This window comes from Phyllobacterium sp. SB3 (assembly GCF_040009165.1).
GTDB lineage: Bacteria > Pseudomonadota > Alphaproteobacteria > Rhizobiales > Rhizobiaceae > Phyllobacterium.
The window spans coordinates 199856-224795 of record NZ_JBDYKI010000006.1; the positions used below are offsets into that span (position 1 = coordinate 199856).

At 54.5% G+C, this 24940-nt stretch carries 38 protein-coding genes and 4 pseudogenes; 34 read left to right on the forward strand and 8 right to left on the reverse strand.

The window, feature by feature from the left end; translation table 11 throughout:
• The first annotated feature begins 2 nt into the window (after positions 1-2).
• The 7 genes and pseudogenes from ABKW30_RS21725 (at position 3) to ABKW30_RS21755 (ending at position 3700) form a co-directional block, all read left to right on the forward strand.
• Positions 3-350, forward strand: coding sequence for a glutathione S-transferase N-terminal domain-containing protein (locus ABKW30_RS21725; RefSeq protein ID WP_348601008.1), 348 nt, complete (start codon positions 3-5; stop codon positions 348-350).
• The gene (locus ABKW30_RS21730) at positions 319-618 is read left to right on the forward strand and encodes a glutathione S-transferase C-terminal domain-containing protein (protein ID WP_348601009.1); all 300 of its coding nucleotides are present in this window, start codon (positions 319-321) and stop codon (positions 616-618) included. The genes ABKW30_RS21725 and ABKW30_RS21730 overlap by 32 nt, the downstream gene beginning before the upstream one ends.
• 33 nt (positions 619-651) lie before the next feature.
• Positions 652-1149, forward strand: a complete 498-nt coding sequence (locus ABKW30_RS21735; protein ID WP_348601010.1) for a cupin domain-containing protein — start codon at positions 652-654, stop codon at positions 1147-1149.
• Positions 1150-1209: 60 nt separating this feature from the next.
• Positions 1210-1769: pseudogene (gene msuE / locus ABKW30_RS21740) on the forward strand (FMN reductase).
• 56 nt (positions 1770-1825) lie between these two features.
• Entirely contained in the window at positions 1826-2428 is a 603-nt protein-coding gene (locus tag ABKW30_RS21745) for a transporter substrate-binding domain-containing protein (protein WP_348601011.1), read from the forward strand.
• A gap of 215 nt (positions 2429-2643) precedes the next feature.
• A complete protein-coding gene (locus ABKW30_RS21750) occupies positions 2644-3411 on the forward strand; it encodes an SDR family oxidoreductase (RefSeq protein ID WP_348601012.1) in 768 nt (255 codons plus the stop codon).
• Positions 3412-3556: 145 nt separating this feature from the next.
• Positions 3557-3700, forward strand: a complete 144-nt coding sequence (locus tag ABKW30_RS21755; RefSeq protein ID WP_348601013.1) for a hypothetical protein — start codon at positions 3557-3559, stop codon at positions 3698-3700.
• Positions 3701-4237: 537 nt separating this feature from the next.
• Here ABKW30_RS21755 and ABKW30_RS21760 read toward each other — a convergent pair.
• Positions 4238-4831 carry a nitroreductase family protein gene (locus ABKW30_RS21760; protein ID WP_348601014.1) on the reverse strand — a complete coding sequence of 198 codons (594 nt, stop codon included), beginning with the start codon at positions 4829-4831 and terminating at the stop codon, positions 4238-4240.
• Positions 4832-5185: 354 nt separating this feature from the next.
• Between ABKW30_RS21760 and ABKW30_RS21765 the strand changes: the two genes are divergently transcribed.
• From ABKW30_RS21765 to ABKW30_RS21775, 3 genes are all read left to right on the forward strand, one after another.
• A complete protein-coding gene (locus ABKW30_RS21765; RefSeq protein ID WP_348601015.1) occupies positions 5186-5485 on the forward strand; it encodes a hypothetical protein in 300 nt (99 codons plus the stop codon).
• A gap of 89 nt (positions 5486-5574) precedes the next feature.
• The gene (locus ABKW30_RS21770) at positions 5575-5805 is read left to right on the forward strand and encodes a hypothetical protein (RefSeq protein WP_348601016.1); all 231 of its coding nucleotides are present in this window, start codon (positions 5575-5577) and stop codon (positions 5803-5805) included.
• Between the two features lie 67 nt (positions 5806-5872).
• A complete protein-coding gene (locus tag ABKW30_RS21775; RefSeq protein ID WP_348601017.1) occupies positions 5873-6103 on the forward strand; it encodes a hypothetical protein in 231 nt (76 codons plus the stop codon).
• Between the two features lie 120 nt (positions 6104-6223).
• On the opposite strand, the gene ABKW30_RS21780 is transcribed toward ABKW30_RS21775, so the two are convergent.
• The 3 genes and pseudogenes from ABKW30_RS21780 to ABKW30_RS21790 all read right to left on the reverse strand — a co-directional run.
• Positions 6224-6409, reverse strand: a complete 186-nt coding sequence (locus ABKW30_RS21780; RefSeq protein ID WP_348601018.1) for a hypothetical protein — start codon at positions 6407-6409, stop codon at positions 6224-6226.
• Positions 6410-6473: 64 nt separating this feature from the next.
• Positions 6474-6725 (reverse strand): hypothetical protein, encoded by a 252-nt coding sequence (locus ABKW30_RS21785; RefSeq protein ID WP_348601127.1) that lies wholly within the window; start codon positions 6723-6725, stop codon positions 6474-6476.
• A 5-nt stretch (positions 6726-6730) separates the two neighbouring features.
• Positions 6731-6928 (reverse strand): annotated as a pseudogene (locus ABKW30_RS21790) (winged helix-turn-helix transcriptional regulator); the annotation flags it as partial.
• Positions 6929-7031: 103 nt separating this feature from the next.
• Between ABKW30_RS21790 and ABKW30_RS21795 the strand changes: the two are divergent.
• The 7 genes from ABKW30_RS21795 to ABKW30_RS21825 all read left to right on the forward strand — a co-directional run bounded on the left by ABKW30_RS21795 (position 7032) and on the right by ABKW30_RS21825 (position 9509).
• Entirely contained in the window at positions 7032-7202 is a 171-nt protein-coding gene (locus ABKW30_RS21795; RefSeq protein WP_348601019.1) for a hypothetical protein, read from the forward strand.
• 65 nt (positions 7203-7267) lie between these two features.
• On the forward strand, positions 7268-7558 hold the full coding sequence (locus ABKW30_RS21800; RefSeq protein ID WP_348601020.1) for a DUF1778 domain-containing protein: 291 nt from the start codon (positions 7268-7270) through the stop codon (positions 7556-7558).
• A complete protein-coding gene (locus ABKW30_RS21805; RefSeq protein WP_348601021.1) occupies positions 7555-8049 on the forward strand; it encodes a GNAT family N-acetyltransferase in 495 nt (164 codons plus the stop codon). The genes ABKW30_RS21800 and ABKW30_RS21805 overlap by 4 nt, the downstream gene beginning before the upstream one ends.
• 20 nt (positions 8050-8069) lie before the next feature.
• Complete coding sequence (locus tag ABKW30_RS21810) at positions 8070-8228, forward strand: recombinase family protein (RefSeq protein WP_348601022.1); 159 nt, start codon at positions 8070-8072, stop codon at positions 8226-8228.
• On the forward strand, positions 8225-8557 hold the full coding sequence (locus ABKW30_RS21815) for an ester cyclase (protein WP_348601023.1): 333 nt from the start codon (positions 8225-8227) through the stop codon (positions 8555-8557). Before ABKW30_RS21810 ends, ABKW30_RS21815 begins: the two co-directional genes overlap by 4 nt.
• Positions 8558-8725: 168 nt before the next feature.
• Positions 8726-9061 (forward strand): universal stress protein, encoded by a 336-nt coding sequence (locus ABKW30_RS21820; RefSeq protein WP_348601024.1) that lies wholly within the window; start codon positions 8726-8728, stop codon positions 9059-9061.
• A gap of 250 nt (positions 9062-9311) precedes the next feature.
• Positions 9312-9509, forward strand: coding sequence for a hypothetical protein (locus ABKW30_RS21825; RefSeq protein ID WP_348601128.1), 198 nt, complete (start codon positions 9312-9314; stop codon positions 9507-9509).
• A gap of 291 nt (positions 9510-9800) precedes the next feature.
• Here the strand turns inward: ABKW30_RS21825 and ABKW30_RS21830 are convergent, their stop codons facing one another.
• Positions 9801-10019 (reverse strand): hypothetical protein, encoded by a 219-nt coding sequence (locus ABKW30_RS21830; protein ID WP_348601025.1) that lies wholly within the window; start codon positions 10017-10019, stop codon positions 9801-9803.
• A 306-nt stretch (positions 10020-10325) separates the two neighbouring features.
• Here ABKW30_RS21830 and ABKW30_RS21835 point away from each other — a divergent pair, with 306 nt between their 5' ends.
• The 9 genes from ABKW30_RS21835 to ABKW30_RS21875 all read left to right on the forward strand — a co-directional run bounded on the left by ABKW30_RS21835 (position 10326) and on the right by ABKW30_RS21875 (position 19010).
• Positions 10326-11072 carry a FadR/GntR family transcriptional regulator gene (locus tag ABKW30_RS21835; RefSeq protein ID WP_348601114.1) on the forward strand — a complete coding sequence of 249 codons (747 nt, stop codon included), beginning with the start codon at positions 10326-10328 and terminating at the stop codon, positions 11070-11072.
• 1 nt (position 11073) lies between these two features.
• Positions 11074-12261, forward strand: coding sequence for a PLP-dependent transferase (locus ABKW30_RS21840; RefSeq protein ID WP_348601026.1), 1188 nt, complete (start codon positions 11074-11076; stop codon positions 12259-12261).
• A gap of 39 nt (positions 12262-12300) precedes the next feature.
• On the forward strand, positions 12301-13572 hold the full coding sequence (locus ABKW30_RS21845) for a sugar ABC transporter substrate-binding protein (protein ID WP_348601115.1): 1272 nt from the start codon (positions 12301-12303) through the stop codon (positions 13570-13572).
• A 65-nt stretch (positions 13573-13637) separates the two neighbouring features.
• Positions 13638-14570, forward strand: a complete 933-nt coding sequence (locus ABKW30_RS21850) for a sugar ABC transporter permease (protein ID WP_348601027.1) — start codon at positions 13638-13640, stop codon at positions 14568-14570.
• Complete coding sequence (locus ABKW30_RS21855) at positions 14570-15418, forward strand: carbohydrate ABC transporter permease (protein WP_348601029.1); 849 nt, start codon at positions 14570-14572, stop codon at positions 15416-15418. Before ABKW30_RS21850 ends, ABKW30_RS21855 begins: the two co-directional genes overlap by 1 nt.
• 16 nt (positions 15419-15434) lie before the next feature.
• Positions 15435-16505: a sn-glycerol-3-phosphate ABC transporter ATP-binding protein UgpC gene (gene ugpC, locus ABKW30_RS21860; RefSeq protein ID WP_348601030.1), complete on the forward strand. Its 1071-nt coding sequence runs from the start codon at positions 15435-15437 to the stop codon at positions 16503-16505.
• A 198-nt stretch (positions 16506-16703) separates the two neighbouring features.
• Positions 16704-17474 carry an amino acid ABC transporter substrate-binding protein gene (locus ABKW30_RS21865; RefSeq protein ID WP_348601031.1) on the forward strand — a complete coding sequence of 257 codons (771 nt, stop codon included), beginning with the start codon at positions 16704-16706 and terminating at the stop codon, positions 17472-17474.
• Positions 17475-17559: 85 nt separating this feature from the next.
• Entirely contained in the window at positions 17560-18240 is a 681-nt protein-coding gene (locus ABKW30_RS21870; protein ID WP_348601032.1) for an amino acid ABC transporter permease, read from the forward strand.
• Positions 18240-19010, forward strand: coding sequence for an amino acid ABC transporter ATP-binding protein (locus ABKW30_RS21875; protein WP_348601116.1), 771 nt, complete (start codon positions 18240-18242; stop codon positions 19008-19010). The genes ABKW30_RS21870 and ABKW30_RS21875 overlap by 1 nt, the downstream gene beginning before the upstream one ends.
• Before the next feature lies 1 nt (position 19011).
• Here the strand turns inward: ABKW30_RS21875 and ABKW30_RS21880 are convergent, their stop codons facing one another.
• Both ABKW30_RS21880 and traD read right to left on the reverse strand, forming a co-directional pair.
• Positions 19012-20097 (reverse strand): diguanylate cyclase, encoded by a 1086-nt coding sequence (locus ABKW30_RS21880; RefSeq protein ID WP_348601033.1) that lies wholly within the window; start codon positions 20095-20097, stop codon positions 19012-19014.
• A gap of 840 nt (positions 20098-20937) precedes the next feature.
• Complete coding sequence (gene traD, locus ABKW30_RS21885) at positions 20938-21156, reverse strand: conjugal transfer protein TraD (RefSeq protein ID WP_348601117.1); 219 nt, start codon at positions 21154-21156, stop codon at positions 20938-20940.
• A 230-nt stretch (positions 21157-21386) separates the two neighbouring features.
• Between traD and ABKW30_RS21890 the strand changes: the two genes are divergently transcribed.
• The 8 genes and pseudogenes from ABKW30_RS21890 (at position 21387) to ABKW30_RS21925 (ending at position 24161) form a co-directional block, all read left to right on the forward strand.
• On the forward strand, positions 21387-21683 hold the full coding sequence (locus tag ABKW30_RS21890) for a type II toxin-antitoxin system RelE/ParE family toxin (RefSeq protein WP_348601034.1): 297 nt from the start codon (positions 21387-21389) through the stop codon (positions 21681-21683).
• Positions 21684-21693: 10 nt separating this feature from the next.
• Entirely contained in the window at positions 21694-22002 is a 309-nt protein-coding gene (locus ABKW30_RS21895) for a HigA family addiction module antitoxin (protein ID WP_068884745.1), read from the forward strand.
• Positions 22003-22141: 139 nt separating this feature from the next.
• The gene (locus tag ABKW30_RS21900) at positions 22142-22390 is read left to right on the forward strand and encodes a hypothetical protein (protein WP_348601035.1); all 249 of its coding nucleotides are present in this window, start codon (positions 22142-22144) and stop codon (positions 22388-22390) included.
• A gap of 30 nt (positions 22391-22420) precedes the next feature.
• Positions 22421-22696, forward strand: a pseudogene (locus ABKW30_RS21905) (recombinase family protein); the annotation flags it as partial.
• Positions 22697-22791: 95 nt separating this feature from the next.
• Positions 22792-22905, forward strand: a pseudogene (locus ABKW30_RS21910) (hypothetical protein); the annotation flags it as partial.
• Positions 22899-23261, forward strand: a complete 363-nt coding sequence (locus ABKW30_RS21915; RefSeq protein WP_348601129.1) for a hypothetical protein — start codon at positions 22899-22901, stop codon at positions 23259-23261. The pseudogene ABKW30_RS21910 and the gene ABKW30_RS21915, both read left to right, overlap by 7 nt.
• Entirely contained in the window at positions 23254-23817 is a 564-nt protein-coding gene (locus ABKW30_RS21920) for a hypothetical protein (protein ID WP_348601036.1), read from the forward strand. Before ABKW30_RS21915 ends, ABKW30_RS21920 begins: the two co-directional genes overlap by 8 nt.
• Positions 23818-23861: 44 nt before the next feature.
• Positions 23862-24161, forward strand: a complete 300-nt coding sequence (locus tag ABKW30_RS21925) for a DUF982 domain-containing protein (protein WP_348601037.1) — start codon at positions 23862-23864, stop codon at positions 24159-24161.
• A gap of 117 nt (positions 24162-24278) precedes the next feature.
• On the opposite strand, the gene ABKW30_RS21930 is transcribed toward ABKW30_RS21925, so the two are convergent.
• A complete protein-coding gene (locus ABKW30_RS21930; protein WP_348601038.1) occupies positions 24279-24470 on the reverse strand; it encodes a hypothetical protein in 192 nt (63 codons plus the stop codon).
• Positions 24471-24940: the final 470 nt, after the last annotated feature.

The following is a 24940-nucleotide window of genomic DNA, read 5'->3' on the forward strand; positions in this document are numbered from 1 at the left end:
CAATGCAGCTTTTCTACTCCCCGACGTCGCCCTATGCTCGCAAGGTATTGGTGGTTGCGATCGAAACGGGCCTCGTGTCCCGAATTGAGCTGGTGGAGGCCAAGCCCCAGCCGGTGCAGCGCGACCAGAATGTGGTCAGAAAGAACCCGCTCGGCAAGGTTCCGACACTTGTCACCGACGACGGAACGGCCATTTTCGACAGCCGGGTGATCTGCGAATTCCTGAATGATCAATCGGATGCTGTGCAGCTGTTCCCGCCAGCCGGGCAGCCGCGATGGGATGCGCTCTCCCGGCAATCATTGGCTGACGGCTTCCTGGATGCGGCATTGCTCGTTCGCTACGAGACGTAGCCTGCGGCCGGCGGAACTGCAATGGGAAGCCTGGAGAAGCGGGCAATGGGAAAAGATCGGGTCTGCCATCGCCGCACTGGAATCGGCAGCGGAGGGGTTTGACGAGCGTGCCGACATAGGGACTATCGCCGTTGCCTGTGCTCTGGGATATCTTGATTTTCGCTTTTCCGGGTTTGACTGGCGATCCGAACATGCGAGGCTGGCAAATTGGCTTGCTCGTTTCGAAAATCGGGAAAGTCTCAAGGCTTCGCGCCACTTTCTGCAATAATTACTCATCCTATCCATAGTTGAAGGCAGATCCATGTCCGACCATCACGATCATCCCCAACAGCAGTCCGACCGCTGGAAACATGACGGCGTGCGCGTCATCAAAGGTGACAAGCTCGATTCGAACACGGCGCAGACGCCCGGCATGTTTCGCCAGGCGGCGATAAACCATGCCAGGGTCGGCGCACAGAGGATATGGGCAGGGACCGTCACCATCGCTCCCAATGCTAAGACCGGTGTCCACCATCACGGCGAGCTGGAAAGCGTGATCTTTGTGGTCCGCGGCAAGGCCCGCATGCGCTGGGGTGAAAAACTCGAATACGTCGCGGAGGCCGAGGCCGTCGACTTCATTTTCGTTCCGCCTTTCGTGCTGCACCAGGAGATCAATGCAGATTCCGATCAGCCGCTGGACTGCGTTCTCGTCCGCTCGGACAATGAAGCGGTGGTCGTCAACATTACCGACGTCGATCCGGTGGAAAAACCCGAAGAAGTCTATTGGGTGGACCCGATCCACAAACGGCCCGAGCGCTGATTTGGTGAACTCCGTTCCTGCATCATTCCATCCGCATTATTGACCAAAAGGATGTCTTCCATGCCTGCTTCGACCGTGATCGGCCTCTCCGGAAATTTCCAGCGTCCCTCCAAGTCCAGGTCTCTTGTTGCCGATGTGGTCGGCCGGATTGGCAGACAATATGGTCTGGCAGCCGAAGTCTATGATCTGTTCGATTTCGGCGATACGCTCGGAGCGGCCCGCCATGCCAGCGATCTTGACCCAGCTGGCGCGAAAATCCTCAAGAATATCCTGGCTGCCGACATATTGGTGGTTGGGACCCCACCTACAAAGGCAGCTATACCGGCCTTTTCAAACAGCTCATTGATCTGCTCGACCCACTGTCGCTGCAGGGCAAACCCGTTCTCCTCACGGCCACGCGGGGCAGTGACCGGCACGCGCTGATCATCGAGCATCAGTTGCGCCCCTTGTTCGGTTTCTTCATGGCTCATATGCTGGCTACGGGTATTTTCGCCACGGACTGCGACTTCGTCGACTATCGGATCGCATCCGACCAGATCAACGCCCGGATTGACCTGGCTGTCCAGCAAACCCGCCGCTTCGTGGATACGGAAAGAGCAGTTGCAAATGCAGCAGAATGAGCAAGACGCCCGGCAGCGCCTCATGTGCTGAAAAAACCAATGTTCAGGAGGTTCAGATGCATCCAGCCCCCGAAACCGAGGCAATAGATATAGAGCATGCCCGCGCGCAATTGGCACCATCCGGTATTCTGAAAGCAGCAATCAATCTTGGAAATCCCATTCTGGTTCAACAGGATCCCAAGACCGGAAGACTTGGCGGCGTCGCAATCGAGCTTGCCCGCGCCTTGGCTGCGCGACTTGCGGTGAAACTCGGGCTTGTTCCGTTTGAAACACCCGGACTGATCACGGATTCGGCGGCGTCCGGCGCCTGGGATGTCGCTCTCCTTGCGATCCAGCCCGCACGCGAGGAGGTGATTGATTTTACCGCACCCTATCTTGCGATCGAGGGCGCTTACATTGTCTGGAATGACTCTCCCTATACGGCAATCGATGAGATTGACCGCCCCGGCTTGCGTATTGCAGTGGGTACGAAGACCGCTTATGAATTGTTTCTTTCGCGCCAGATCAAACACGCCGAACTCGTCCACGCTCCGAGCTCCGAGATGTCGCTTGAGCTTTTCCTCCAGGATCGGTTGGAGGCTGCCGCGGCATCCGGCAGGCCCTTGAAGCCTTCGCCGCCGGGCGTCCTGATTTGCGTGCCCTGGACGGCCAGTTCATGACGATCGAGCAGGCGATGGGGGTTCCCAGAAGCAGAAACGCTGCCGCAGCCTATCTTCGGAGTTTCATAAAGGACATGAAGTCGAGCGGATTTGTGGGTGAGGAGCTCGCAAAAAGCGGGCAGGATCGGCATATGGCACTTCCCGTACCTGGTCCATCTTGAAGGCGCCGGATAGTTCCTCAATTTCGAACACAATGATTGAACGTGGAGCAACCAATGGATCTTGATCTCAAAGGGAAAATTGTACTGGTTACGGGTGGTTCGAAGGGGATCGGTTTTTCCTGCGCTCGATTGTTTGCCTCCGAAGGAGCGCGGATTGTGCTCAGCTCGCGGTCGCAGGCGAACCTGGATAGTGCTCTTGTCCAGTTGCCGGATGCCCTCGGATTTGCCGCCGACCTCAGCCTCGAAGACCAGGCGCTCGAGGTCGTAGAAAAAATCGAGCGCGACATCGGCCCCATAGATATCCTGGTCAATTGTGCGGGTGCCGCCAGGCGCACGCCGGCTTCCGATCTGACACCCGCACTGTGGCGCTCCGCCATGGACGCAAAATATTTTTCTTATATCAATGTCATCGATCCGGTGGTGAAGCGTATGGCCGTCCGGGGGGCGGGCGTGATCGTCAACGTCATAGGTTCTGGCGGGAAAATCGCATCACCCACGCATCTTGCCGGAGGAGCGGCAAATGCCGGCTTGATGCTGGCCACCGTCGGTCTCGCCAAGGCCTATGCCGAGCAGGGCGTGCGCGTGGTCGGCATCAATCCGGGCCTGACGGAAACCGGTCGCGTCGCCGAGGGGATGAAGGCCGAAGCAGCGCTGGCGGGAACAACCGTGGAGGATGCTCTCGCCAATGCTTTGAAGCGCATTCCACTCGGCCGGACGGAGGATATCGCGCAATTCGTCGCTTTCCTGAGTTCGCCCAGGGCCAGCTACATCACTGGCGTCATTGTCAATATGGATGGAGCGCAGTCTTCGACGATCGTTTAGATCAGTCCGCTGGAGTTGGCTGCAGATTCTAAAATACAATTGGCTGCGGGGTTCCGCAGATGTTCTCCCGCTGGCAGCAATGTTTGGCTTATTTCGGCATAGTCCGATCGCACCGCCGCTGCGTCGCCCATCGAGGACGGCTCCCATGAAACCTTATCTCACATTTTTCGAGACGCAGAGGGATAAGCAAGAGTTGTTGCGACATGCCGCCGCTTACACGGACGATGCTTCGCACGTTGCGGGCGCAAAGCAGGCCGTCGACCGGATCACGGACGCAATTCGCTTGTAACAGACCGGAAGGGTTCGCTGCCTTATGACTATCGCCCGGCGGGGTGAAGATGCTGCCCGGAAGCGGATCTCTCAACAGCGGCCGATTTGTTGCCTTACAGGTGAAAACAGGGGGCGATTTCTCATCTGGATGCAATGGCACGCAGCAAGCACTAATGGCACGTGCCAGCCGAAAAGATGCGGAACGGCAAAACCTTGTTAAAATCGGTCAATCGCCATGGGACCCTGCTGGATGGCTTTTGCCTTGAGGGTCCTATCGGCAATCATTCGTGGGTAGCGGTGATGGCAGTTGAGACAGGCCCACCGCAATGGCAATCTGGCAGAACCTTCCTGGCGGACAGTACGGATCGACGTTTCAAGGGAACTTTTGGTACAGCGAAGGCTATTTCCTTCCTGTGCCCTGACTGGTGCAGGTCAAGTGGTTGGCTGTAATCATCAGGTACCTCCAGCCGGAATTCGTTTTGCAGGTTCGGGCGAGCATCTACGGTTGCAGACAGGGTCCCGGTGCCGTGGGCACCGGGCTGATTTGCATTGATGATCAGCGAAACACCTTGAAGCGCAGCGAATCGTCGATGAACGTTTTTTCTGGCAACGGCGCCTCATTGGAGCCGAAAGGCATTTGGGCTCTCATCCTCCATGACGGTTTGATCTGCCATGTCGATGCTACCTCGTCGTCGATGAGAGGGCTGTAATGCTGAAGACTTGCACCAATTCCAACTTCAGCAAGGGCAGTCCAGACAGCAAACTGCGCCATCCCCGCGGAATGCTCGGAGAAAACCGGGAAATTATCAGCGTAGAGCGGGAATTTCTCCTGCAAGTCCTTTATGGTTTCCTGATCTTCAAAAAACAGTACAGTGCCGGCACCGGCTGCAAAGCTATCCATTTTTGCATCAGTCGAGGCAAAGGCATCAGCTGGAACGATCTTGCGCAATATTTCCCGGGTGATCGTCCAGAGTTTTTCACTCTGCTCTCCGAACAGGATTACAGCCCGTGAACTTTGGGAGTTAAATGATGACGGAGCGAGACGAACTGCTTCCTCAATCAAAGTGATCGCCTCGTCCTGCGAGATCGGGATAGCTTTGCCCAATGCATATTGAGTGCGACGCTTCTTGATAAGATCGATAGTGGTCATGGATACGAAATCTTTGCTGGGATCAAAACTACCGCCATTAGGGAGGATGGCGTTCAGGGCATACGTTGATTATTCCCGATATGCCAGTTCCACATTGCGAACGATGCGTTTATTGAACAGATACAATCGATGGGCTATGCATCTCGCCAGGCTCCGCGGCTGGAGGTGTTCAACGCAACAATGCCGCCGTATGCTCTGCTGATGAGAATGACGGGCGGCTACTTCGGGGCAGGGTCGCGAAAGAAGGATAGCAAATCCTGTTGCTGGTTGACGCGGACCGGGGGCAAGCTTTCCTGAGATCGCAAAGAACTCTGATGCATCGTATGCTGCTCGGTAAAATCATTGGGAGAAACTATGATGAAGGCTACTTCGCTCATTGTCCTGGCTCTGTGTTCGGTGAGTTTTCCCGGTGATGCGCCTGCCGCCCTGTCAGGCTTTTGGGATAGTTCGAAAGCGTTGCACGCGATCCTTGGCAACAATGATGTAGCGAATGCTTTAAAGCAACAACCGATAGAGACCATTACGAAATCAGGTTCAGGATATACTCTAACCAGCCATAGCTGCACAGTGAATGTCAGTGTATCCCGTCAGGCACCAAACCGACCCGGGCAGGACAGGATTACCATTCGAATGACGCGCGAGAAATGCCGGTAGAATGACATCTATCCCAATAGTGGATCACATACTCGGTAACAGACCAGCAAGCCGTCAGCTGGCCAAATTTCATTTCAGGGGCATGCCAAGTGAGTGCAATCGATAAGTTCGATATTTCAAACATCAAGTATGATCCCGAAAGATCAACTGTAATGCTTAATCTCAAAGCTGATTTTGACGGCAGGCTCGGTATTGTATGGGGATCCGTCCCTGTTGAGTCTCCCGTCGGATTAAACGAGCAAGATGCCTTTGCTCTGGCAAATGAGCGCCTCGCTGACATCCTGGAGGCGCTCGCCGCGCACATACGCTCAACGCAGTAGCAATCGGGTCATATTGAAATAGTGCCCGAAAAGCGTACTCTCAAAACGTTATAGGAGAAGCCGCTGATTGCCATTTCGCAGTTGGACAGAGAACCAGTATACCGAAGCTGATTGGAGGGCGATGAAATCAGCCTACGAACTCGTTATTTCAGCCCTGCACGTTGATGTCAAAAATCAAGAATATTGTGAGCGGCTGGCACGTTTCGTAATGCTTGTCTTTTCCAGGGGTATCTCTGATCCACAAGCCATCGCAGAAAAGGTTGTCCAATGCACGATCACCGGACGACGCAACGCATAGATCTGAAAAAGATTACCACTGCAAACACGCCGCGAAACTGGAAGCAACTGGTGCTGTCAGTACCCCGGCACTTGGGGCACACATCAGCGCCTCGGTAAGTGAATTATCCATGCCATCATTTTAAGCCCGGTCTTCTGCGAAGATTTCGTCGACACGCAAGGAAGTCGCCAGGCGATCCGGCTGTCTGGCAACTATACAGCAAAAGAAAACTTCGGCGAGCCCTGTGGCGACAACGCGGTCCAGAACTTCCGCAGTACTCCCTGCGACGTTGCCCACCGGCTGGCTCGTGCCGGTGGTGATTGGCATCGTGCTGCTGGCTTTGGCGGCTAGGCTGTCAGTGGCCTGAGCCGCGCTTTTCCTCCGGCGTCATCTACAACACCGCCGGCGGGCCGATTGCGGCGGGTGTGCTTTGTCCCGTCTTCGACCTGTTGCTCTCGCCGCTCATCGCTATCTCCGCCATGGCGCTCTCTTCCGCCAGCGTCATCGGCAACGCACTCACGTTGAGGGCCACAACCGGCGTTTGCCCAAAAGTCTGCTTGAAAAATAAGGGTCGCGCAGGGCGCGAAATGTTCTTGAGGACGTATAGACGGACCTCGAGTTGTGCATTCGATGCCACGTTCATCGTAGCTATGCACTTCCCTCGTTCCTTTGAAGTCGCTCTCCCCAATCCCGCATTGCGATCAGGGCGGGGGCAAGGGAAACGCCTGACGCGGTGAGTTCATATTCCACCTTTGGCGGCACCTCCGGGTAGACGATCCGGTTGATGACGCCATCCGCTTCCAGCTCACGCAACTGTAATGTCATCATGCGAGGGGTAGCAGCAGGACAGATTATCTCGGTGAATGGCTACCGGACGGCTTCTACTAACACCCCGTCTAACGTCTAGCCGAGACGATGCGATCTTCTACCGTATATCTGTGCCCCTTTAATGTTCAGGGGCCATGAGGCCGATGCGTCCGCGCGGGTGGATGAGGTGGTGCTGACCATAGCCCGGCTGATCGGACGCCAGATCGCGCGGGAGCATTTTGAGGCGTTGCAGGCTGCCAATGACAACGCGTCACCGACACGGCAGCACGAGCCGGATGGAAAGGACGCATGATGCCGCAAACAGATTGTCTTGACATTGTCTGGCGTTTTGATAACGTGCGTTCAGGAGATAACGCCATGAACACACGCATCACCCGCACCGAAAAACTCGACCTTCGCTTGACGGCGGAGGCAAAGCACACCCTTGCCGCCGCCGCGCAGGCGCAACGCCGTTCCTTGAGCGAGTTCGTGCTTGAAAGTGCGCTTGGCCGCGCCGAGGAAACCCTTGCTGACCGTCGCATATTCCAACTTCCGCCCGAAAAATGGGAAGCCTTCGTTGCCGCGCTGGACGCCGCGCCGCGCGATCTGCCGCGCCTGCGCAAGCTGCTGAACGAGCCGAGCGTCTTTTCGGACGACAATCGTTCGTGACGGACCTTCGCATCGAAAAGCTGCATCGCCATCATGCCGTCGAGAACTTCGACTGCGGCGAGGACGCGCTGAATCGGTTTCTGGTCCGTTTCGCGCTCCCGAACCAGATGGCGAACGCCTCGCAGACCTATATCGGCATTGCGGATGACGACGCCATCGTGGGTTTCTACACGCTCGTTGTCGGCGAAGTCCGCCACGAGGAAGCGCCCGAGCGGCTGACCAAGGGACTAGCCCGGCATCCTGTGCCGGTCATGCTGCTGGCTCGGCTTGGCGTCAGCGGGGCTTGGCAGGGCAAGAGGATCGGCGCGGGGCTGTTGCGCGACGCCATCCTGCGCACGCTGCAAGTGGCCGACATTGCCGGTGTTCGCGCGCTCGTCGTTCACGCCAAGAATGACGCGGCACGGACGTTCTATGAGCGATTCGATTTCCAGCCGTCTCCCACCGACCCGCTGCATCTGTTCGCGCTCATCAAGGATTTGAAGAACCTCTAGATAGGAAGGACGCCGCCGCCATGACCCGCGCCGCTCTTTACGCCCGCTATTCCGACGACAAGCAGAACGAAGCATCCATTGAGGACCAGTTCCGGCTTTGCCGCGAACAGGCGGCGCGGGAGCGGTGGCAGATCGTCGGTTCCTACAAGGATGCGGCGATATCGGGGGCCCGCTCATGAAGGAGCTTTATGGCATAGCTGCAGTAACGCATCAGCATCTCGGCCTGGTGGGTTCTGTCCCGGACGCCGCCTATATGGTGCCGCATATCTGCTCCACACCCTGCGAAGAAGGCGGCATAAAAGTTGCCGTTCGCTGGTTGATGGAAGGGCACCATCTTGGATACCGGATATTGCATGAGCTGGGCGAGCCGACCGGCGCGCGGGTGCAGATCATGGGCATGACGCATTATCACTACAAGAATGGCAAGATCGTCGATGAATGGAATGTCTATGACGAAAGGTCATTGCTGACACAGATAAAACTGACGGGGTTAGCCAAAGTGGCCTGATATACGTCGACGGCACCGGATTTCCGTGGAAAACCGGCAATTCAATGCATCCAGTCCACAACTGAACCTTTCATGGCGGCGACGATAATTGCCGCGCCGTTACGCTGACCGAGACCAAACTCGTCAGCGCCGCCGCGCGACAACAAGATTCTCGGCGTCGCTGATAGCGTGGAATGGTTTCCTGAACTCTTTATAGTCGCCAGCAAAGCAACGGACAGAGACCTTCTCCCCGGGGCACAGCGCGATGCACGCTATGAGTTAACCCCGTCACTGCTGCGTAAATGGGACAATGGTGACTGGCAATTCATGCCCAGCGAGGACCGCCTCTGCAAGGAGCCGCTGATCGCCCATCACGACGAGTCCACGTCGATCAAACCGTCGATCCCAGTTATGGGAGCCTTTGTGCATTCCCGCTTTCGCGAGGCCTTCCTTGGCGAGGTCAAAAGAATACTTCTCGACAATTGTTCTGTTCCAATTCTCATGACGCACTCGCCAGGCCCGTGAATTTCTCCTCAGCTACGGGTTGTACGAAGCCAAAGCTGTACAACAGATCGATATGGAAGCCCATGCGGCCATGGCCGTATTGTCAATATCGGTTCTCCGGTATGCATCGAACCTGCATGTTCATGAATTAATCGCCACAGAAGGTATTCCTCCAGGGTTCGGGTTCTGGATGGCAGGAAAGAGAATTCTAATCATCCAGTCATTAACTTCTAATTATCACGACGGATAGTTCTATTCATCAGGAGTCGGAATGTACGATCGGTTTGCGGAACATCGGGTCGAGGAAGCCCTGTCAGATACCCCCGTGGTGCTGATCGTGGAACCACGCCGTGCCAGCAAGACCACGCTTGTGCGGAAAATGCTTCAACGTATTCGGTCTCACGGTCACACCATGGCCAAGATGGATATCCGCACATCCAGAGCCACAATAATCAACCGGTTTCAATGAACCATTTCCACGTCTGGACTTTCCGAACGCCTTAGTGCATCTCGCACCCTTGCATGGGCGGGAAACTCGGAAGAAAGCCTCCTGACGAACTGGACGCAGCTATTATACTTGCTCCGATTGGTCATCCCGAACGCTCTGCGCGCGGTACATAAAGGCGGTCGTGTAGTTTGCCGGGCCAATTATGAGCCAAATACCCGCCATGCCTTATGCAAGTATTTGGGGAAAGCAGGAACTTGTTTCGGTTCCCAACCCAATGCGCCAGGGTAGCCGGAAGTGAAGAGTATTTTTATTTCATGACGCGGGTATTCGCGCTGTGTCGGCCACCTCGTCACCTGACATGCCGCTTGGCATGACAATATCCATAAACACAACCCGAATTTCCGGATGCGACGCAAGAAGGTCGAGCGCTTCCATGCCGGATCCCGCCTCAGTCACCCTGACAATCTGTGTCTTGGAGCGGCGCGACGGCCACGGCGTACCTGTACGTCGTCCTCGACGACGAGTATCCACAAATTCTATGCGGCGCTTTTCGCGATTGTTGAACGTTTTCTCACTCCGACGCCGAGCTTTGGCGTCCTGATTGCGGCGCGCTCGTTCCTCGGTCTGACGTCTGTTTTCGCTGAGGAGCGCGGCGTGCGCGACGAACCTTCCAAATGTCGGGCAGCATGCCTTCCAGCGTTTGCATCTTTCTCAACCAACAAAAGCCGGTGAAGCGGCAATTTTCATGGGTAGCACTCGATATCGGCGTTTGACTCGTGATTGGTTTCATGCTGAATTGGCCCAATGGTCCAACCAATTTAGGAAGCGCTCTCCTTGATCAATCCGATCCTTTCTCCGGTGCATACATATTCGCGCGACGACGCGGTATTGCAGGCGCTTGTAGAATTTGTAACCGATGAAGGACTGATCCCGGGCGACCGTTTGCCAACTGAACGCGTACTTGCTGTACACCTTAAAGTCAGCCGTACTACGGTTCGCGAAGCGCTTACACGCTGGCAGGAATTGGGACTGGTAGAGCGGCGGCAGGGCAGTGGCACCTACCTGAAAGCCGCCGTTACACGTAATATGTTGCACATGCCGTTGACGTTAGCTTCCGGCAATGATTTCAAGAGCTTGATGCATACGCTTGAAATTCGGCGCGGCCTCGAAGCGGAGGCTGCAGCGCTATCAGCCGAGCGCGTCAGCAATGAAGACATCGCGATGATCGAGCAGAAACTGATCAGGATGGAAGAAGCTTTTCATGAGCGGCACGGCATGTCTGCTGACGAAGATTGGGACTTCCATCTGGCCGTTTTCCGCACATCAGGTAATCCGCTGTTCGAGCAGATCATCGCTGCAATGTACGAGATGTTTCACCGGTTTTGGGAGCATCCCCTTGGCGTGCGTGATTTTGGCCATGCGAGCTTTCCCTACCATCGCACCCTATACAATGCGATTGCCGCGCGCGATCCAATCGCTGCCCGCGCCGAGGCATTGAAGCTGATCGCCACCGTGGAAGACGATCTGAAGCGCGGCGCAGCCAACCTGAAAAAACAAACCCAGAAAAACCGAGTTCAGATATAGAATGAGTGACAATCCTTACTTCCACGACCAGGACGTGATGGCGCAAGCCGCGACTCTTCTCGCCCACGACGATCCGTTTCCGGGCGGATCGGTTGTACCGCCAATTTATCAAACGTCACTTTTCACTTTTTCAAATTATGCGGAAATGGCCGACGCTTTTGCCGGTCGCAAACGCCAGCCAATGTACTCCCGCGGCGATAATCCGACTGTCATGGAGTTCGAGCAAAAGATCGCGGCACTGGAAGGTGCCGAGGCTGCGCGGGCCTTTTCGAGCGGTATGGGCGCTATCAGCGCCATGGTGCTGGCTTTCGTCGGAGCAGGCGAACGCATTGTTTCTGTCCGCAACTGTTATGGTGACGCCTATCGTCTGTTCGAGCGCCTTTTGCCTCATCTCGGTATCAAGGTCGACTATGTTAATGGCTCTGATCCCGATGCTTTAGCAGCAGCTTTGCCCGGGGCAAAACTGCTCTACCTCGAGAGCCCCAGCTCCATGATGTTCGAGTTGCAGGACATCGCCCACTATGCCCGCCTTGCCAAACAACACGGCGTTGTAACCACGATTGACAACTCCTGGGCAACGCCGCTTTTCCAGAAGCCGATCAGCCATGGCATTGATCTTGTTATGCATTCCGCGTCCAAATATCTTGGCGGACACAGTGATACTGTTGCAGGTATTGTGTCCGGGTCTCGCGAGATGATCGAGCGTATCAATGGCCGCACATACTCCTATCTCGGCGCGAAACTTTCGCCCTTTGAAGCCTGGCTGCTGCTGCGCGGCTTGCGTACCCTGACGCTGCGGCTGCCGCATCACATGAAGAGCGGCCTTACCATTGCAGAACGGCTGAAAGCCCACGGCAATGTCGAACGCGTCATGCATCCGGTCTACTCCAACCATCCCGGCAAAGCTACGCTCAGCGGCTATTCCGGACTGTTTTCATTCGAGGTTACTGACGATATCGACGTGCCTTCTTTCGTCGATGCACTGAAACTATTCCGCATCGGTGTCAGCTGGGGCGGGCACGAAAGCCTCGTTGTACCGGCGCTTGCTTCACTCCAGCAAACACCGGACGCAAATTCGATCGGGCGCTTTGGCGTAAGCCCTCGAACGATCCGCCTGCATGTCGGACTTGAAAATGTTGAAGAACTTTGGGCGGACCTCGCTAACGCGTTCATCTCGGCAAAACGCTGAACTTAAAAAGAAAATGGGAGCATAAAAATGCAAAAGAGAATGGGAACATTTCTGGCCAGCGCAATCGCAGCATTGTCCATGACAGTATCGGCTGCCTTTGCTGATACAACAATCAAGATGGTCGAGGTTATCACCAGCCCGCCACGTACCCAATTGCTGAAAAAGCAGATTGCCAGCTTCGAGCAGGCAAACCCCGGCACCAAAGTGGAGCTGGTATCGCTGCCGTGGGGGCAGGCATTCGAGAAGTTTCTGACCATGGTTCAGGCCGGCGATACGCCTGACATTGTCGAGATGCCAGAGCGTTGGATGGGACTTTATGCCAACAATGCCCAGCTCGAAGACCTCGGGCCTTACCTCGCCAAATGGAAAGATGCTGACACGCTGGGCGATCGCGCCAGGCAGTTCGGCTCCGTTGTCGATAACAAGCAATATATGATCCCTTATGGCTATTACATCCGGGCCATGTTCTGGAACAAGAAGCTGTTTGCCGAGGCCGGCCTCAAGGAGGCACCGAAGACACTCGATGAATTCATGGAAGCCAACAAGAAGATTTCTGCGCTCGACGGCAAGTATGGCTATTGCCTGCGGGGTGGTCCCGGCGGCTTCAATGGCGTTCAGATGTTCATGAATATTGCCAATGGCAAGGGCGGTTACTTCAACGCCGATGGAACTGCGACCATCAATGAGGAGGGCTCGGTAAAGGGTCTCGAAATGCTGGCCGATATCTACAAAAATGGCTACGCCCCGAAGGACAGCGTCAGCTGGGGATTCAACGAAATTGTCACCGGATTCTACTCCGGAACATGCGCGATGCTTGATCAGGACCCCGATGCTCTCATCGGTATTGCTGAAAAGATGAAGGCGGAAGACTTTGGCGTTGCTCCTTTGCCAACCGGACCGAATGGCAAATCCTATCCGACCTTGGGTTATGCAGGCTGGGCGATGTTTGCAGATTCCGAAGTCAAGGATGACGCGTGGAAGCTGATGGCTACCCTCCTTTCACCGGAAGACAATATCGAGTTCGCCAGGAATGTCGGTGTCCTGCCGATCCATAATGGTGCAGACAAAGATCCTTACTTCGGCGCGGAAGCTTTCAAGGGTTGGTTCGAAGAGATCAACGATCCAAAGACTTTCGAGCTCGTCACGCCGCCAACTCATCTGGAAAACCTCGGCAATTTCTACGACTCCGTTTCAGTCAAGAACTTCCAGGAAGTCCTGTTAGGTCAAAAGACTCCAAAGGCCGTTGCGGACGAATGGGCTGCTTTCCTTACCGAACAGCAGCAAGCCTGGTTGGCCAAGAATAAGAAATAAATTGAGTTGAATAAATGCTCCGGTGCGCTGTGCCGGAGCATTTCCATTATTGGGGGGCCCGTTACATGGTCATGCAATCAACAGCGGCAGGCTTGCCGCAGGGAAATGGTAGGGAAGTTGGCAAACGCCGTTTCTCGGCTGTTTTCGAACCATGGCTCTATCTGAGTCCCGCGCTTGTCCTGCTTTTGCTTGTGCTTGTTGTGCCGCTGATCTTCGGTATCAGCTACTCATTCCGCAAGTTCTCGGCTTTCAAATCCGAGTTTGTTGGCCTTGGCCAATATGAGGCACTGCTTCACGACGCCAATCTTGGTCAGGCCCTGATGAACACGCTATGGTGGACCGTCGCAAGTCTGGTCCTGCAGTTCTTCCTTGGCCTCGGGCTCGCGCTTTTGCTTGATCGCGATTTCTACGGCAAGAAAATCGTCCAGGCGATTGTCTTTCTGCCCTGGGCAGTTCCATCCTTCCTTTCCGGCCTTACATGGGCGTGGCTGTTCAACCCAATTGTCGGACCCTTGCCGCATTGGTTGTTTGCTTTGGGTCTGAAGTCAGAACCCACCAACATTCTTGCCGACCCGGCAACTGCAATGTGGGGTCCGATCATCGCGAATGTCTGGTTTGGCGTGCCGTTCTTCGCCATTACATTGCTGGCTGCATTGAAGTCCATTCCGGGTGAATTGCACGAAGCAGCGGCTATTGATGGCGCAAATCCATGGCAGCGCTTTATCAAGGTAACGCTGCCTTTCCTCGCGCCCACCATTGCGATCACTGTCATGCTGCGCACGATCTGGATCGCTACATTTGCCGATCTGATTTACGTGATGACCGAGGGCGGTCCGGCTGGTTCCACGAATACCGTCGCGACCTACATCTATGTCAGCGCCTTCAAAACGCTGGACAAGGGTTACGCTTCCGCCGTCGCAGTACTGTTGCTCGCACTGCTGATCCTTTACGCGATCGTGTTGATCCGCATTCGCAAATCTCTTGTGAGGTATTCCTGATGATCGCCGGTCGCTCACGCAATGCCAGGATTCTAGGCGGTATAGGCCTTTATGGCGCTGTTGCTGCTTATGTGATTTTTGCGCTCTTTCCACTGTTCTGGACGTTGAAAATTTCGGTTACCCCGCAGTCGCTTCTGTACTCCGAAGGCATCACGCTTTGGCCCTCGGCTGCGACCTGGGAGAACTACAAGACGGTCCTGCGCGCGACCGACTTTCCGCGTTACTTCCTCAACAGCGTTATCGTTTCGGTCATCACTGCCGTGCTCGTTACGATTATTGCCTCGGCAGCCGGCTATGCCATGTCGCGCTTCTCGTTCCGCGGCAAAACAACAGTGGCGGTCACATTGCTTCTCACCCAGACGTTCCCATTGGTCATGGTCATTCCTCCGATCTACCGCATTATGGGACAGCTCGGACTGACAAACAGCCTGACCGGTCTGATTATCATCTACACCGCCTTCAACATCGCCTTTGCGACGTTCCTTATGCAGTCGTTCTTCGATGGCATTCCGAAAGATCTGGAAGAGGCTGCGATGATTGATGGCTGCAATCGCAGTCAGGCATTGCGCCGCGTCATCATCCCTCTGACCTTGCCGGGCATGGGTGCAACACTTGGGTTTGTCTTCACGGCAGCGTGGAGTGAATTGCTGTTCGCGCTGATGCTTATCAGCAGCGACAGTCAGAAAACCTTCGCAGTCGGGCTGCTGACATTCATCGGCAAATTTGCCGTCGATTGGGGACAGATGATGGCTGCCTCGGTGCTCGCTCTGATACCCGCATGTATATTCTTCGCCTTCCTGCAACGATACCTCGTCACAGGCCTGACGGCCGGTGCAGTGAAGGGCTGATAAGGGATTTAACGATATGGCTTCCGTCACAATTACCAACGTCCAGAAAAGCTATGGAGCGATGAATGTGCTCTCGGCCGTAGACCTCGATATTCCGGATGGTGAGTTTGTCGTGCTTGTCGGCCCGTCCGGGTGCGGCAAGTCCACACTGCTGCGCATGATCGCCGGACTTGAAGAAATCTCCGCAGGCGAGATCAAAATTGGCGACCGCGTGGTCAATGACGTTGCACCCAAGGATCGCGACATCGCCATGGTGTTCCAGTCCTATGCGCTCTATCCGCATATGGATGTGGCTTCGAATATGGGCTTCAGCCTCATGCTGCGAAAAGCCGCCAGGGAGCTTGTACTTGACCGCGTTGGCAATGCTGCCAAGCGACTTGGACTGGATGTGCTTCTCGAGCGTCTTCCCCGCCAACTTTCCGGTGGGCAGCGCCAGCGCGTCGCCATGGGCCGTGCCATTGTACGTGATCCGAAAGTGTTCCTTTTTGACGAGCCATTGTCCAATCTCGACGCAAAGCTTCGCGTACACATGCGTACGGAAATCAAGGCACTGCATCAGCAGCTGAAAACTACTTCGGTGTACGTTACACACGATCAGGTTGAGGCGATGACCATGGCGGACCGGATTGTCGTCATGCATGACGGCGTTATCCAGCAAGTCGGCACACCGTTGGAACTGTACGACCATCCCGCCAATATTTTCGTGGCCGGGTTCATCGGATCTCCTGGAATGAATTTTCTTCCAGCCGTCATAAGACGCAAGAACAAGAAGGCTTGGGCCGAGTTAAGCGATGGCCAGACAATTGATCTACGGCCGGAATTGAATATTGCGGACAGCGAGCGTGTGACTATTGGCATTCGCCCCGAGAATATCGAAGTTGGTGGTGGTACTGGCCTCAAGGCACAAATAGAGGTGATCGAGCCCCTTGGGCTGTCGACACAGTTCTACACAAAGCTGTCCGGACATCAGACCTGCATATTCGCAATGGGCCGGACAGACCGGCGCCCGGGGGACACGATTGGCCTTGGTATAAAGGCCACAGACGTTCATCTTTTCCATGGCACAACGGGCCTGCGGATTGTGTAGAAAACCACCCAAATCCGGCCATTCGGTCATTTGAAATATTATTCCTGATATACCATAAAATGTGGTATCATTTTCGAATAATGTTAGAATTGGAACGCTTGAATGCCTATACAGGTGCTCTGCAAAGTGACATTTTCCAATCATTAGCCCAAATGCGTACAAAGACGCACCGGCGTACAAATATCGGATGGAAACAAAATGAACTGGCTGAAATCAATCGTCGTCGTCGGTGCTCTCGCAATCGCACCTGTCCATGCATTTGCGGGATCGAACCTTGAAGACATCAAATCGGCAGGTGTTCTCAAGATTGGTACTGAGGGAACATATGCGCCTTTTACCTATCATGACGCGGCCGGCAAGCTTGTCGGCTTCGATGTCGAGATTGGCGAAGCCATCGCCAAGGATCTCGGCGTCAAAGCTGAATTCCTGGAAGGCAAATGGGATGGGTTGATTGCTGGTCTTGATGCCAAGCGCTACGATACTGTTATCAATCAGGTCGGCATCACAGAAGCCCGCAAGGAAAAGTATGATTTCTCTGAACCTTACATTGCCTCCAAGGCGGTTCTTATTGTTAAGGGTGACAATGATGAGATCAAGGATTTTGCTGACCTGAAAGGCAAAAAATCCGCACAATCGCTTTCCAGCAACTTCGGCAAGATCGCGCAGAGCAATGGTGCCGAACTGGTAGGTACCGATGGTTTTGACCAGTCGATCCAGCTTTTGCTGAGCGGCCGTGCAGACGCAACCGTCAATGACAGTCTTTCGTTTCTGGACTTCAAGAAACACAAGCCTGACGCCAATGTGAAGATTGCAGCCGAGCAGAAGGATGCCGACTTCTCGGGTATCATTATCCGCAAGGGTGAACCTGAACTTCTGGCCGAGATCAACAAATCGCTTGAGAAGATCAAGGCCGATGGCACTTACAAGCAGATTGCCGACAAATATTTCGGTCAGGACGTTTCCAAGTAATCATCGTTTACGGCGAATGAAATTTGAGCTCTAACAGGGCAGGGGCTCGTTCCCCTGCCTTTGGTTTTTAGGGGGAGAACAGGCCGTGCCAAGTTGGCTGACTTTGATGCTCGAATCCTTGCCATCGCTCTTGTGGGCTGGCTTGATCTTCACAATTCCGCTCACGCTGTTGTCCTTCGTTCTGGGGCTGTCCGTTGGCCTTTTAGCGGCGCTCGTTCGGCTTTTTGCTCCGGCTCCCTTTGCGGCCATCGTCAAGTTTTACGTCTGGATCATTCGAGGCACGCCACTTTTGGTTCAGCTCTTCCTGATCTTTTACGGTCTGCCAAGCGCCGGTATCGTTCTTGATGCTTTCACAGCCGCATTGATCGGCTTTACGCTCAATATTGGCGCGTACACTTCAGAAATTCTTCGCGCGGTCATTTCCTCCGTGCCGAAAGGTCAGTGGGAAGCGGCTTATTCCATCGGCATGAACTGGTCGCAGGCCATGCGGCGTACGATCCTGCCGCAAGCAGCACGCGTTGCCGTGCCGCCATTGTCCAATACGTTTATTTCTCTGGTGAAGGATACGTCGCTGGCTGCCGCCATTACGGTTCCTGAGCTCTTTCAGGCGGCCCAGAGAATTGTCGCGACAACCTATGAACCGCTGATCCTCTATATTGAGGCTGCAATCATCTATCTGATCTTGAGTTCGGTGTTATCATCCCTGCAGGCAAGGCTGGAAACGCGTCTTAACCGCTATGGCGGTTTTCTGGAGGCCCGGTCATGATGATCCAACTGAAAAATATCGAAAAGAATTTCGGCGATCTTCAGGTCTTGAAGAGTGTTTCGCTCGATGTCACCGAAGGTGCAGTCATGGCCCTTGTCGGACCATCGGGCGGTGGCAAGAGCACATTGCTTCGATGCGTCAATCTTCTGGAAATACCCACTGCCGGAAGTGTTGAGATTGCAGGGGACCGTCTGGAGTTCCAGCCGGGCGTCAAGCCTTCAATGAAACAAATCCAATTGCTGCGAAGGCACACCGGCATGGTGTTTCAGAACTTCCAGCTTTTCCCGCATCGCACTGTCATCGAGAATGTCACGGAGGGACTGACGACAGTTCTCAAATGGCCGAAGGACAAGGCAAGGGAACGTGCGCAGGCCTTGCTCGAAAAGGTCGGGCTTGCTCATAAGGCCGAGGTCTGGCCCTCAACCCTTTCCGGTGGGCAGCAGCAACGCGTTGCCATTGCCCGGGCATTGGCGCCGTCACCGAAAGTTCTGCTTTGTGACGAACCAACGTCGGCGCTTGATCCGGAGCTTTCCGGCGAGGTGGTCGATGTCCTGGCTCAACTGGCGCGGGAAGGCACGACGATGGTCATGGCCACGCATGATTTGCGCCTTGCCTCACGTATCGCCAACGAGGTGATTGTCCTTGATGGCGGTGTCATCGTTGAAAAAGGTTCCTCGCGCGATATTTTTACCCAACCGAAGCAGGAGCGCACAAAGCGTTTCATTGCAACGCTGACCCATGAGGGGCATACGCACGGCGAGGGTATCTAGCTCAAGCCACTTCCACGCGATTTCGGCCGCCTAGTTTTGCATGATAAAGCGCCTTGTCGGCAGCCTTGAGCAAAGCTTCCATGGTGGCGTATTTGTCACCGAGGCTGGCCACACCTGCGCTTACAGTGACGTTGACGCTTTCTGTACCGGTCAAGAAATCCGTGCTTTCAATTTCGCTGCGAACCCGCTCGGCCAACTCGTTTGCGGCATCCTGCCCGGTATCTGTCAGCAATAACAATATTTCTTCGCCGCCATACCGGACCACAACATCCGTAAGACGCACATTCTTCTGAATGATTGCCGCTACGTCGGCCAGCACCGTATCGCCGGTGTAATGTCCAAGCCTGTCGTTGATGGTTTTGAAATGATCGATATCGATCATGATCAATGAACAATGTGTCGAGTTTGCCCGGTTATCATTCATTGCCCGCAGTGCTGCTTTGTCGAAGGCCCTGCGATTTTGCAGCTTGGTCAGTGGATCAACGGAAGCTTCATGCTCCAGCGCCCGGATTATCCGCAGACGAGATTTTTCCCGCTCAAGGAAATCGACAAGGATGACGACATTGATAACGTTGGCCAATATGATCGCGATCAACGCAGGCCCAATGATCGTTGCGATCACATCATCTGGCAGCAAAGCCACCGATACGATCGACAGTGATGCGGCAAGGCCAGTCAGAACTGATCGGATACTTCCAATGGGGAGCTTCCTGACCGGGATACGTGTAAGACCGTAACTGACAAGGCAGAGCATACAAACCGAAACCATGGCGGGCAAAGCGCCGATACCACCAAGCCATATGCGATAACCAGCGATCAGGAATGCAGCAATAATGGTGCCTATAGGCCCTCCATAAGGATAGACAATCGCCAGCAAAGCCGTACGCCCGTCAAAGAAAACGCCCGGTGCGATGGTTACGGGGTCATTCATTGACAATATGGCGCCGACTGCAAAAAGGACGCCAACAGCCGCGCCCTTTTTCCAGCCCTTGGGAAAATTGCGAATGACTATCGAATAGGAAAGGATCACGAGCGCGGTAACTCCCAGTATCCGCACAATCCCCGTTGCCAGTATGCTCAGATCCATTTCATTCTCAATACGTATAGAACCATAGTTGAGTTAACGCCCGGCCTTCTTGAAGCTTGTTTGCTACAAGCAAACGACGTTTGAATCCCGCCAAGAGTTTCATTGACTTCAGGTGACAGTCAACACGCCTGGTTCGTTAACATTCTACGGTAGAAAGTTGTCGAATTTGCAAATGATCCCCATAATCTGCAAGATTGCCGGATATTGAGAAGAATTCTGATAAAGCTTCTGTGATCATCGTCTCACTGTCAGGCCTTCTTCGGCGAGTGCACTGAGCCCTGCGCACGCAGAAAGTCCTAGTAGTTGACGTCGCCACGCGGTCCATTAGCGCGACCTTTCCATCCAATTTGCAGCCATGACAGACTCTCCGGAGTACATCAATTTTAGAGAAAATGAGCATTCATCAATTCAACAAACGCCCGAAGGCGGCATGATATATACTAGACTTTTAAACGTATGCTTACTGTACATGAGTTAGCCACCAAAGAATGGGCTAGTTTAATGTTCAACAAGTATCGCGATCATTTCTTCCGAGCGCTTTATCAAAGTGGCGAAGTGAAAAAATAGGAAAATTATCCGTAACAATTTACTCCGCAGGTTGACACATCGGGCAGCCTCTTTTCGAAATTCGGCGGCATTGTCCACGAAGTCGCCAAGGCAGGAAAGAATTAAAGTCCTTTGGGAAGAAGTCTTTCAATCGGCAGCGTCACTCCAAATTGCAGGAGATGATCTTGAGATCGCATTTGTCAGGTTATTCGTTCCGTTACCCTTGCGCGGCGTTGCCACGCGATGGCGGGCGGCGCTGCGATATTTGAGGTCTCCGCGCTGCCCGCCATCGGGTCACGCCCGATCCTGCGACGCTCGAGTTCTGCCCTGCGCGCCTGCTGGACGTTCTGCCTCGAACGCCTCTTTTCCCTTTCCGGCCCATAGTTCCCGCGCCTGTTCGTTGTCCTCGCTTTTGAGCTTGTCAGCAATCCAGATCAGCGCCCCGTAGATCATGGCACGTTCCCCGCCCAGATCAGGATCAGCGTCTACGGTGCGGGCTGGAAGGAGTCCGATATTAACCGATAGGTGGAAAACCCCGTCGCATGGCGGCCAGCGAACGACAATGCCGACCCTGCCCGAAAGACGGGCAACCGGGACGCTGATTGACCAGCCCGATTCCGTGGTGCTGTAATGTCCGCCAGAAGGCGGCCGGAAGGGAAGGGCGGCGGAAACGGCGATGACGAAGAAACAGGTTGCCGAATGTACCGCTAGGTGGTACATTGTGACAGTACCGGAGACAGGGAATGATCGTCGAGTTTCGGGATGAATGGTTGCGGGCCTTTTTCGTGGATGACGTTCATTCCCGCAACATTCCGTCCGATCTCGAAAGCCGTTTGTTTCGCAAGCTCCAGATGGTTGACGATGCGACGGCCGATCAGGACTTGCGTGTGCCGCCGAGCAATCATTTCGAGAAGCTGAAAGGCAATCTCGACGGCTTCCATTCCATCCGCGTCAACAAGCAATGGCGGCTGGTATTCCGATGGGATGGAAACAGGGGCGAAGCGTCCGGCCTCTATCTGGACGACCACAACTATCGATGAGGTGACGGGAATGCTTATGACCGCACGTAAACCGGCGACAGTCGGGGAAATTCTAGTGGAAGAGTTTATGCAGCCTTTGGGATTGACGCAATCGGCGTTGTCCGAGGCGATGGGCGTTCCGCGCAAGCATGTGAATGAGCTTTGCAACGACCGGCGAACCGTGACGGCTCCGACCGCGCTCATTCTGGCGCGGGTGTTCGGCAATAGCCCCGACTTCTGGCTGAACGTGCAGCGCCGCACCGATTTGTGGGAAGCGATGCACTCGCCCCGTGAGCGCGAGCGAATCGAGCGGGCCAGACCGCTTGCTTCGGCCGCGTGAAGGCGGATTGCGATCTATGTCGAAACCGCAACGCGCAAGTATTTACCGCCGATAGCCCTACGACACGATTTTTGTACTTCCCATCGGGAGTTTGCCCGCATCTTTTGTCAGGTCGATCCACAATTTCGGAGCGACCGACATGCCAGAAGACAACCATACAGGGCCGGAAACCATCGTTCCGGCGAATGACAATATACCGCCCAGCGACGATACAGCCGATGAAGTTATTGCCCCGTGGGAGAAGCTGGACAGGCTGGTGCTTGATATCGCCCGCCTGATCGGCAGGCAGATGTCCCGTGAAGACTTCGAGCGGCTGCGTGCCGTGACCGCCAACGATAACAGTCCCGATCACGTTAAAGAGACGGAGGACGGGACGGAGACCGAATAGACCAAACGGAGAACCGCCCCATGTCCCGACTTGTGTCGCGCGCCGCCCTTTAACGCCCGCTATTCATCCGATAACCAGAGCGAGGCGTCGATAGAAGACCAGTTCCGGCTTTGCCGGGAGCATGCGGGGCGGGAGCGCTGGCAGATCGTCGGTTCCTATGAGGACGCCGCCATATCGGGATTGAGCACCATTCTGCGCCCCGGCATCCAGCGGCTTGTGAGGGATGCACAGCACGGCGACTTCAAAATCCTCTTGGCCGAGGCGCTGGACCGGATCAGTCGCGAACAGGCCGATGTGGCGACCCTCTACAAGCACCTGAAATTCGCGGGCGTAACCATTGTCACGCTGGCCGAGCATGGGGCAACACCAGCATCAGAGGGCACCAGACGCGCGGAACCGGCATCGTCAACGACGAGCTTTATACGGGCGTGCTTGTGTGGAACCGCCTGCGCTTCATCAAAGACCCGTCCACCGGCAGGCGCGTGTCGCGCATCAACCCGGAAAGCCAATGGATCAGGACGGAGGTTCCGCACCTGCGCATTGTGGACGATGCGCTATGGAGCGCTGCCCGCGCGCCCCAGAAGCAGATATCGGAAATCTTCGGGCCGAACCCGGCCAACACGCTGGAAGGGTGTATGAAGCGCGTCCATCTGGCGAACAGGCCGGTTCATCTACTTTCCGGCCTTGTCACCTGCGGATACTGCGCGGCAAGATCGGCATCATCACGCCAAACCGTTATGCCTGCCTCAACCATCACCGGCGCGGCACCTGCGACAATGGCCGCTCCATCACCCGCGACAAGATCGAGGCACGTGGCTGCTGCAGTCTTCGGGCTGCCGTGTCCCATCTCGACTATCGCCTTTATGCTTGAGATCAACTTCTCTGACAAAGGCGCAGGCCTGTTACGTATCCATGCTTGGAATATGACAAGCGAGGTAGATGGCAAAGAGCATTTCATCCTCGACAAGCACGCGATAGTCACGCTGATTCTCGAGGGGGTGGACGCTATCTACTGCCATGGCTGCCAGGCGCAGTGTATCGAGAGGCTTCTGCTGGCCACAGTCCACGCGGGCCAGCTCTACGCCATGAACAGCAGCCCGATAGGCTTCCGCATGACATTGAAAAATTGTAACAAAACTCTTGAAACACGCTTTGCCCAGAATTATAATTCCGGGTATCCAAACAACCCAAATGCTACCCCGCGTGTAATATCGCGGGCGCAGTTTGTTATTCTTCAGGGAGTGGCAAAATATGGAAGGACTGACTCAAAAACCTCTGTTAATCGTGTAGCTCCACCGGAGTTGCTTATCAAGATCAAGGCTCAGACGGTTCGAGACTACTCACCGCCTGAAACAATCTCCGAGATATTACGCAAGGCAAAAGGCGGCTGTATGCGCCGCCGTATGAAATCGTCCGGAAGAACCTAAGCAACCCAACTGAACTTACGGTGTTCACCATTCTGGAGGACTTGATGAACTCATATTTTGAAAGCCCCATCTTCGTCAAAGACGGATCGCGAATTGTTCGCGAAATCGCAACGCTTGATGATGCGATTGAATTTCTCGACAATTGGCCCGAAGCCCATCGCGACCTTATTCACGAAACAGCCTGGCGCACGTGCTGTGAGGTATTCGATGGCCATAAGCCTCTGAGTGTGGCTCATTCGGCATTTGAAGGCTTTGCGCGCAAGGCGAAGATACTCGAGGACCCTGCTTCTGTCATGCCTTGGATTGTCAACGCCAAAACAGGTGGTGGATTGATGACGGCTTGATACAAGCTCAAGAAAGCCAAGCCTATATCGACTTGGGTGTTTTCGACGACTGAGAAGCTGGATTCTCGATCTCTATATAGCGTCCGATTGAACGCAAATATCTGACGATATCCAGCTTCAAAAAATCACGATCACCATAAGCCTTGGTAATGCTATCCAACTCATATTGCGCCGTTTCCATTTCTTCCACGTCACCCAAACATATGAATCGTGTCCGATGGCGCAAATGTCGTATCCGGAATTTATCACCTTATCGACAAAATCCGGTACTTGTTCCGGTTGCATCAATCTTGGTCCTTCGTCTGCCATCTGTATCTCATGTGAGGTGGTGGATGATTGAGTTGAAACTCATAGGGTTGCCTTCCGCGTAAAGACTGCCCCAATCCGACAATGAGGAGATGAATTTTCCTTGAATAGTACCAGATGGAAGTAGCCTGCGGCACGCGTGACCGCGTCATTTCCCCTTTTTTTGACAGGTCCTTTCAAGAAAAAACAAGGAGAACAAGGCAATGATATTCATGGTTTTGTATATAAAATGGCCCGTTTGAATGGACCGTGTTATCCGCATAATTTTACCATACGAAAAACCACATCAAAAACTTTGCCTTTCGTAAGACTGCGACAAAATTGCATAACTAATATGCATATTTGTCTATTGCCTTATATTTGTGCGATGGTATTTTGGGATTGTTAGGTTCTTTCCTCCCAGAACCCCTAACACCAAATGCAACAACCTCCTCCCTGTTGCATTTTTAATCAAGACCCAACGCATCTCCTCC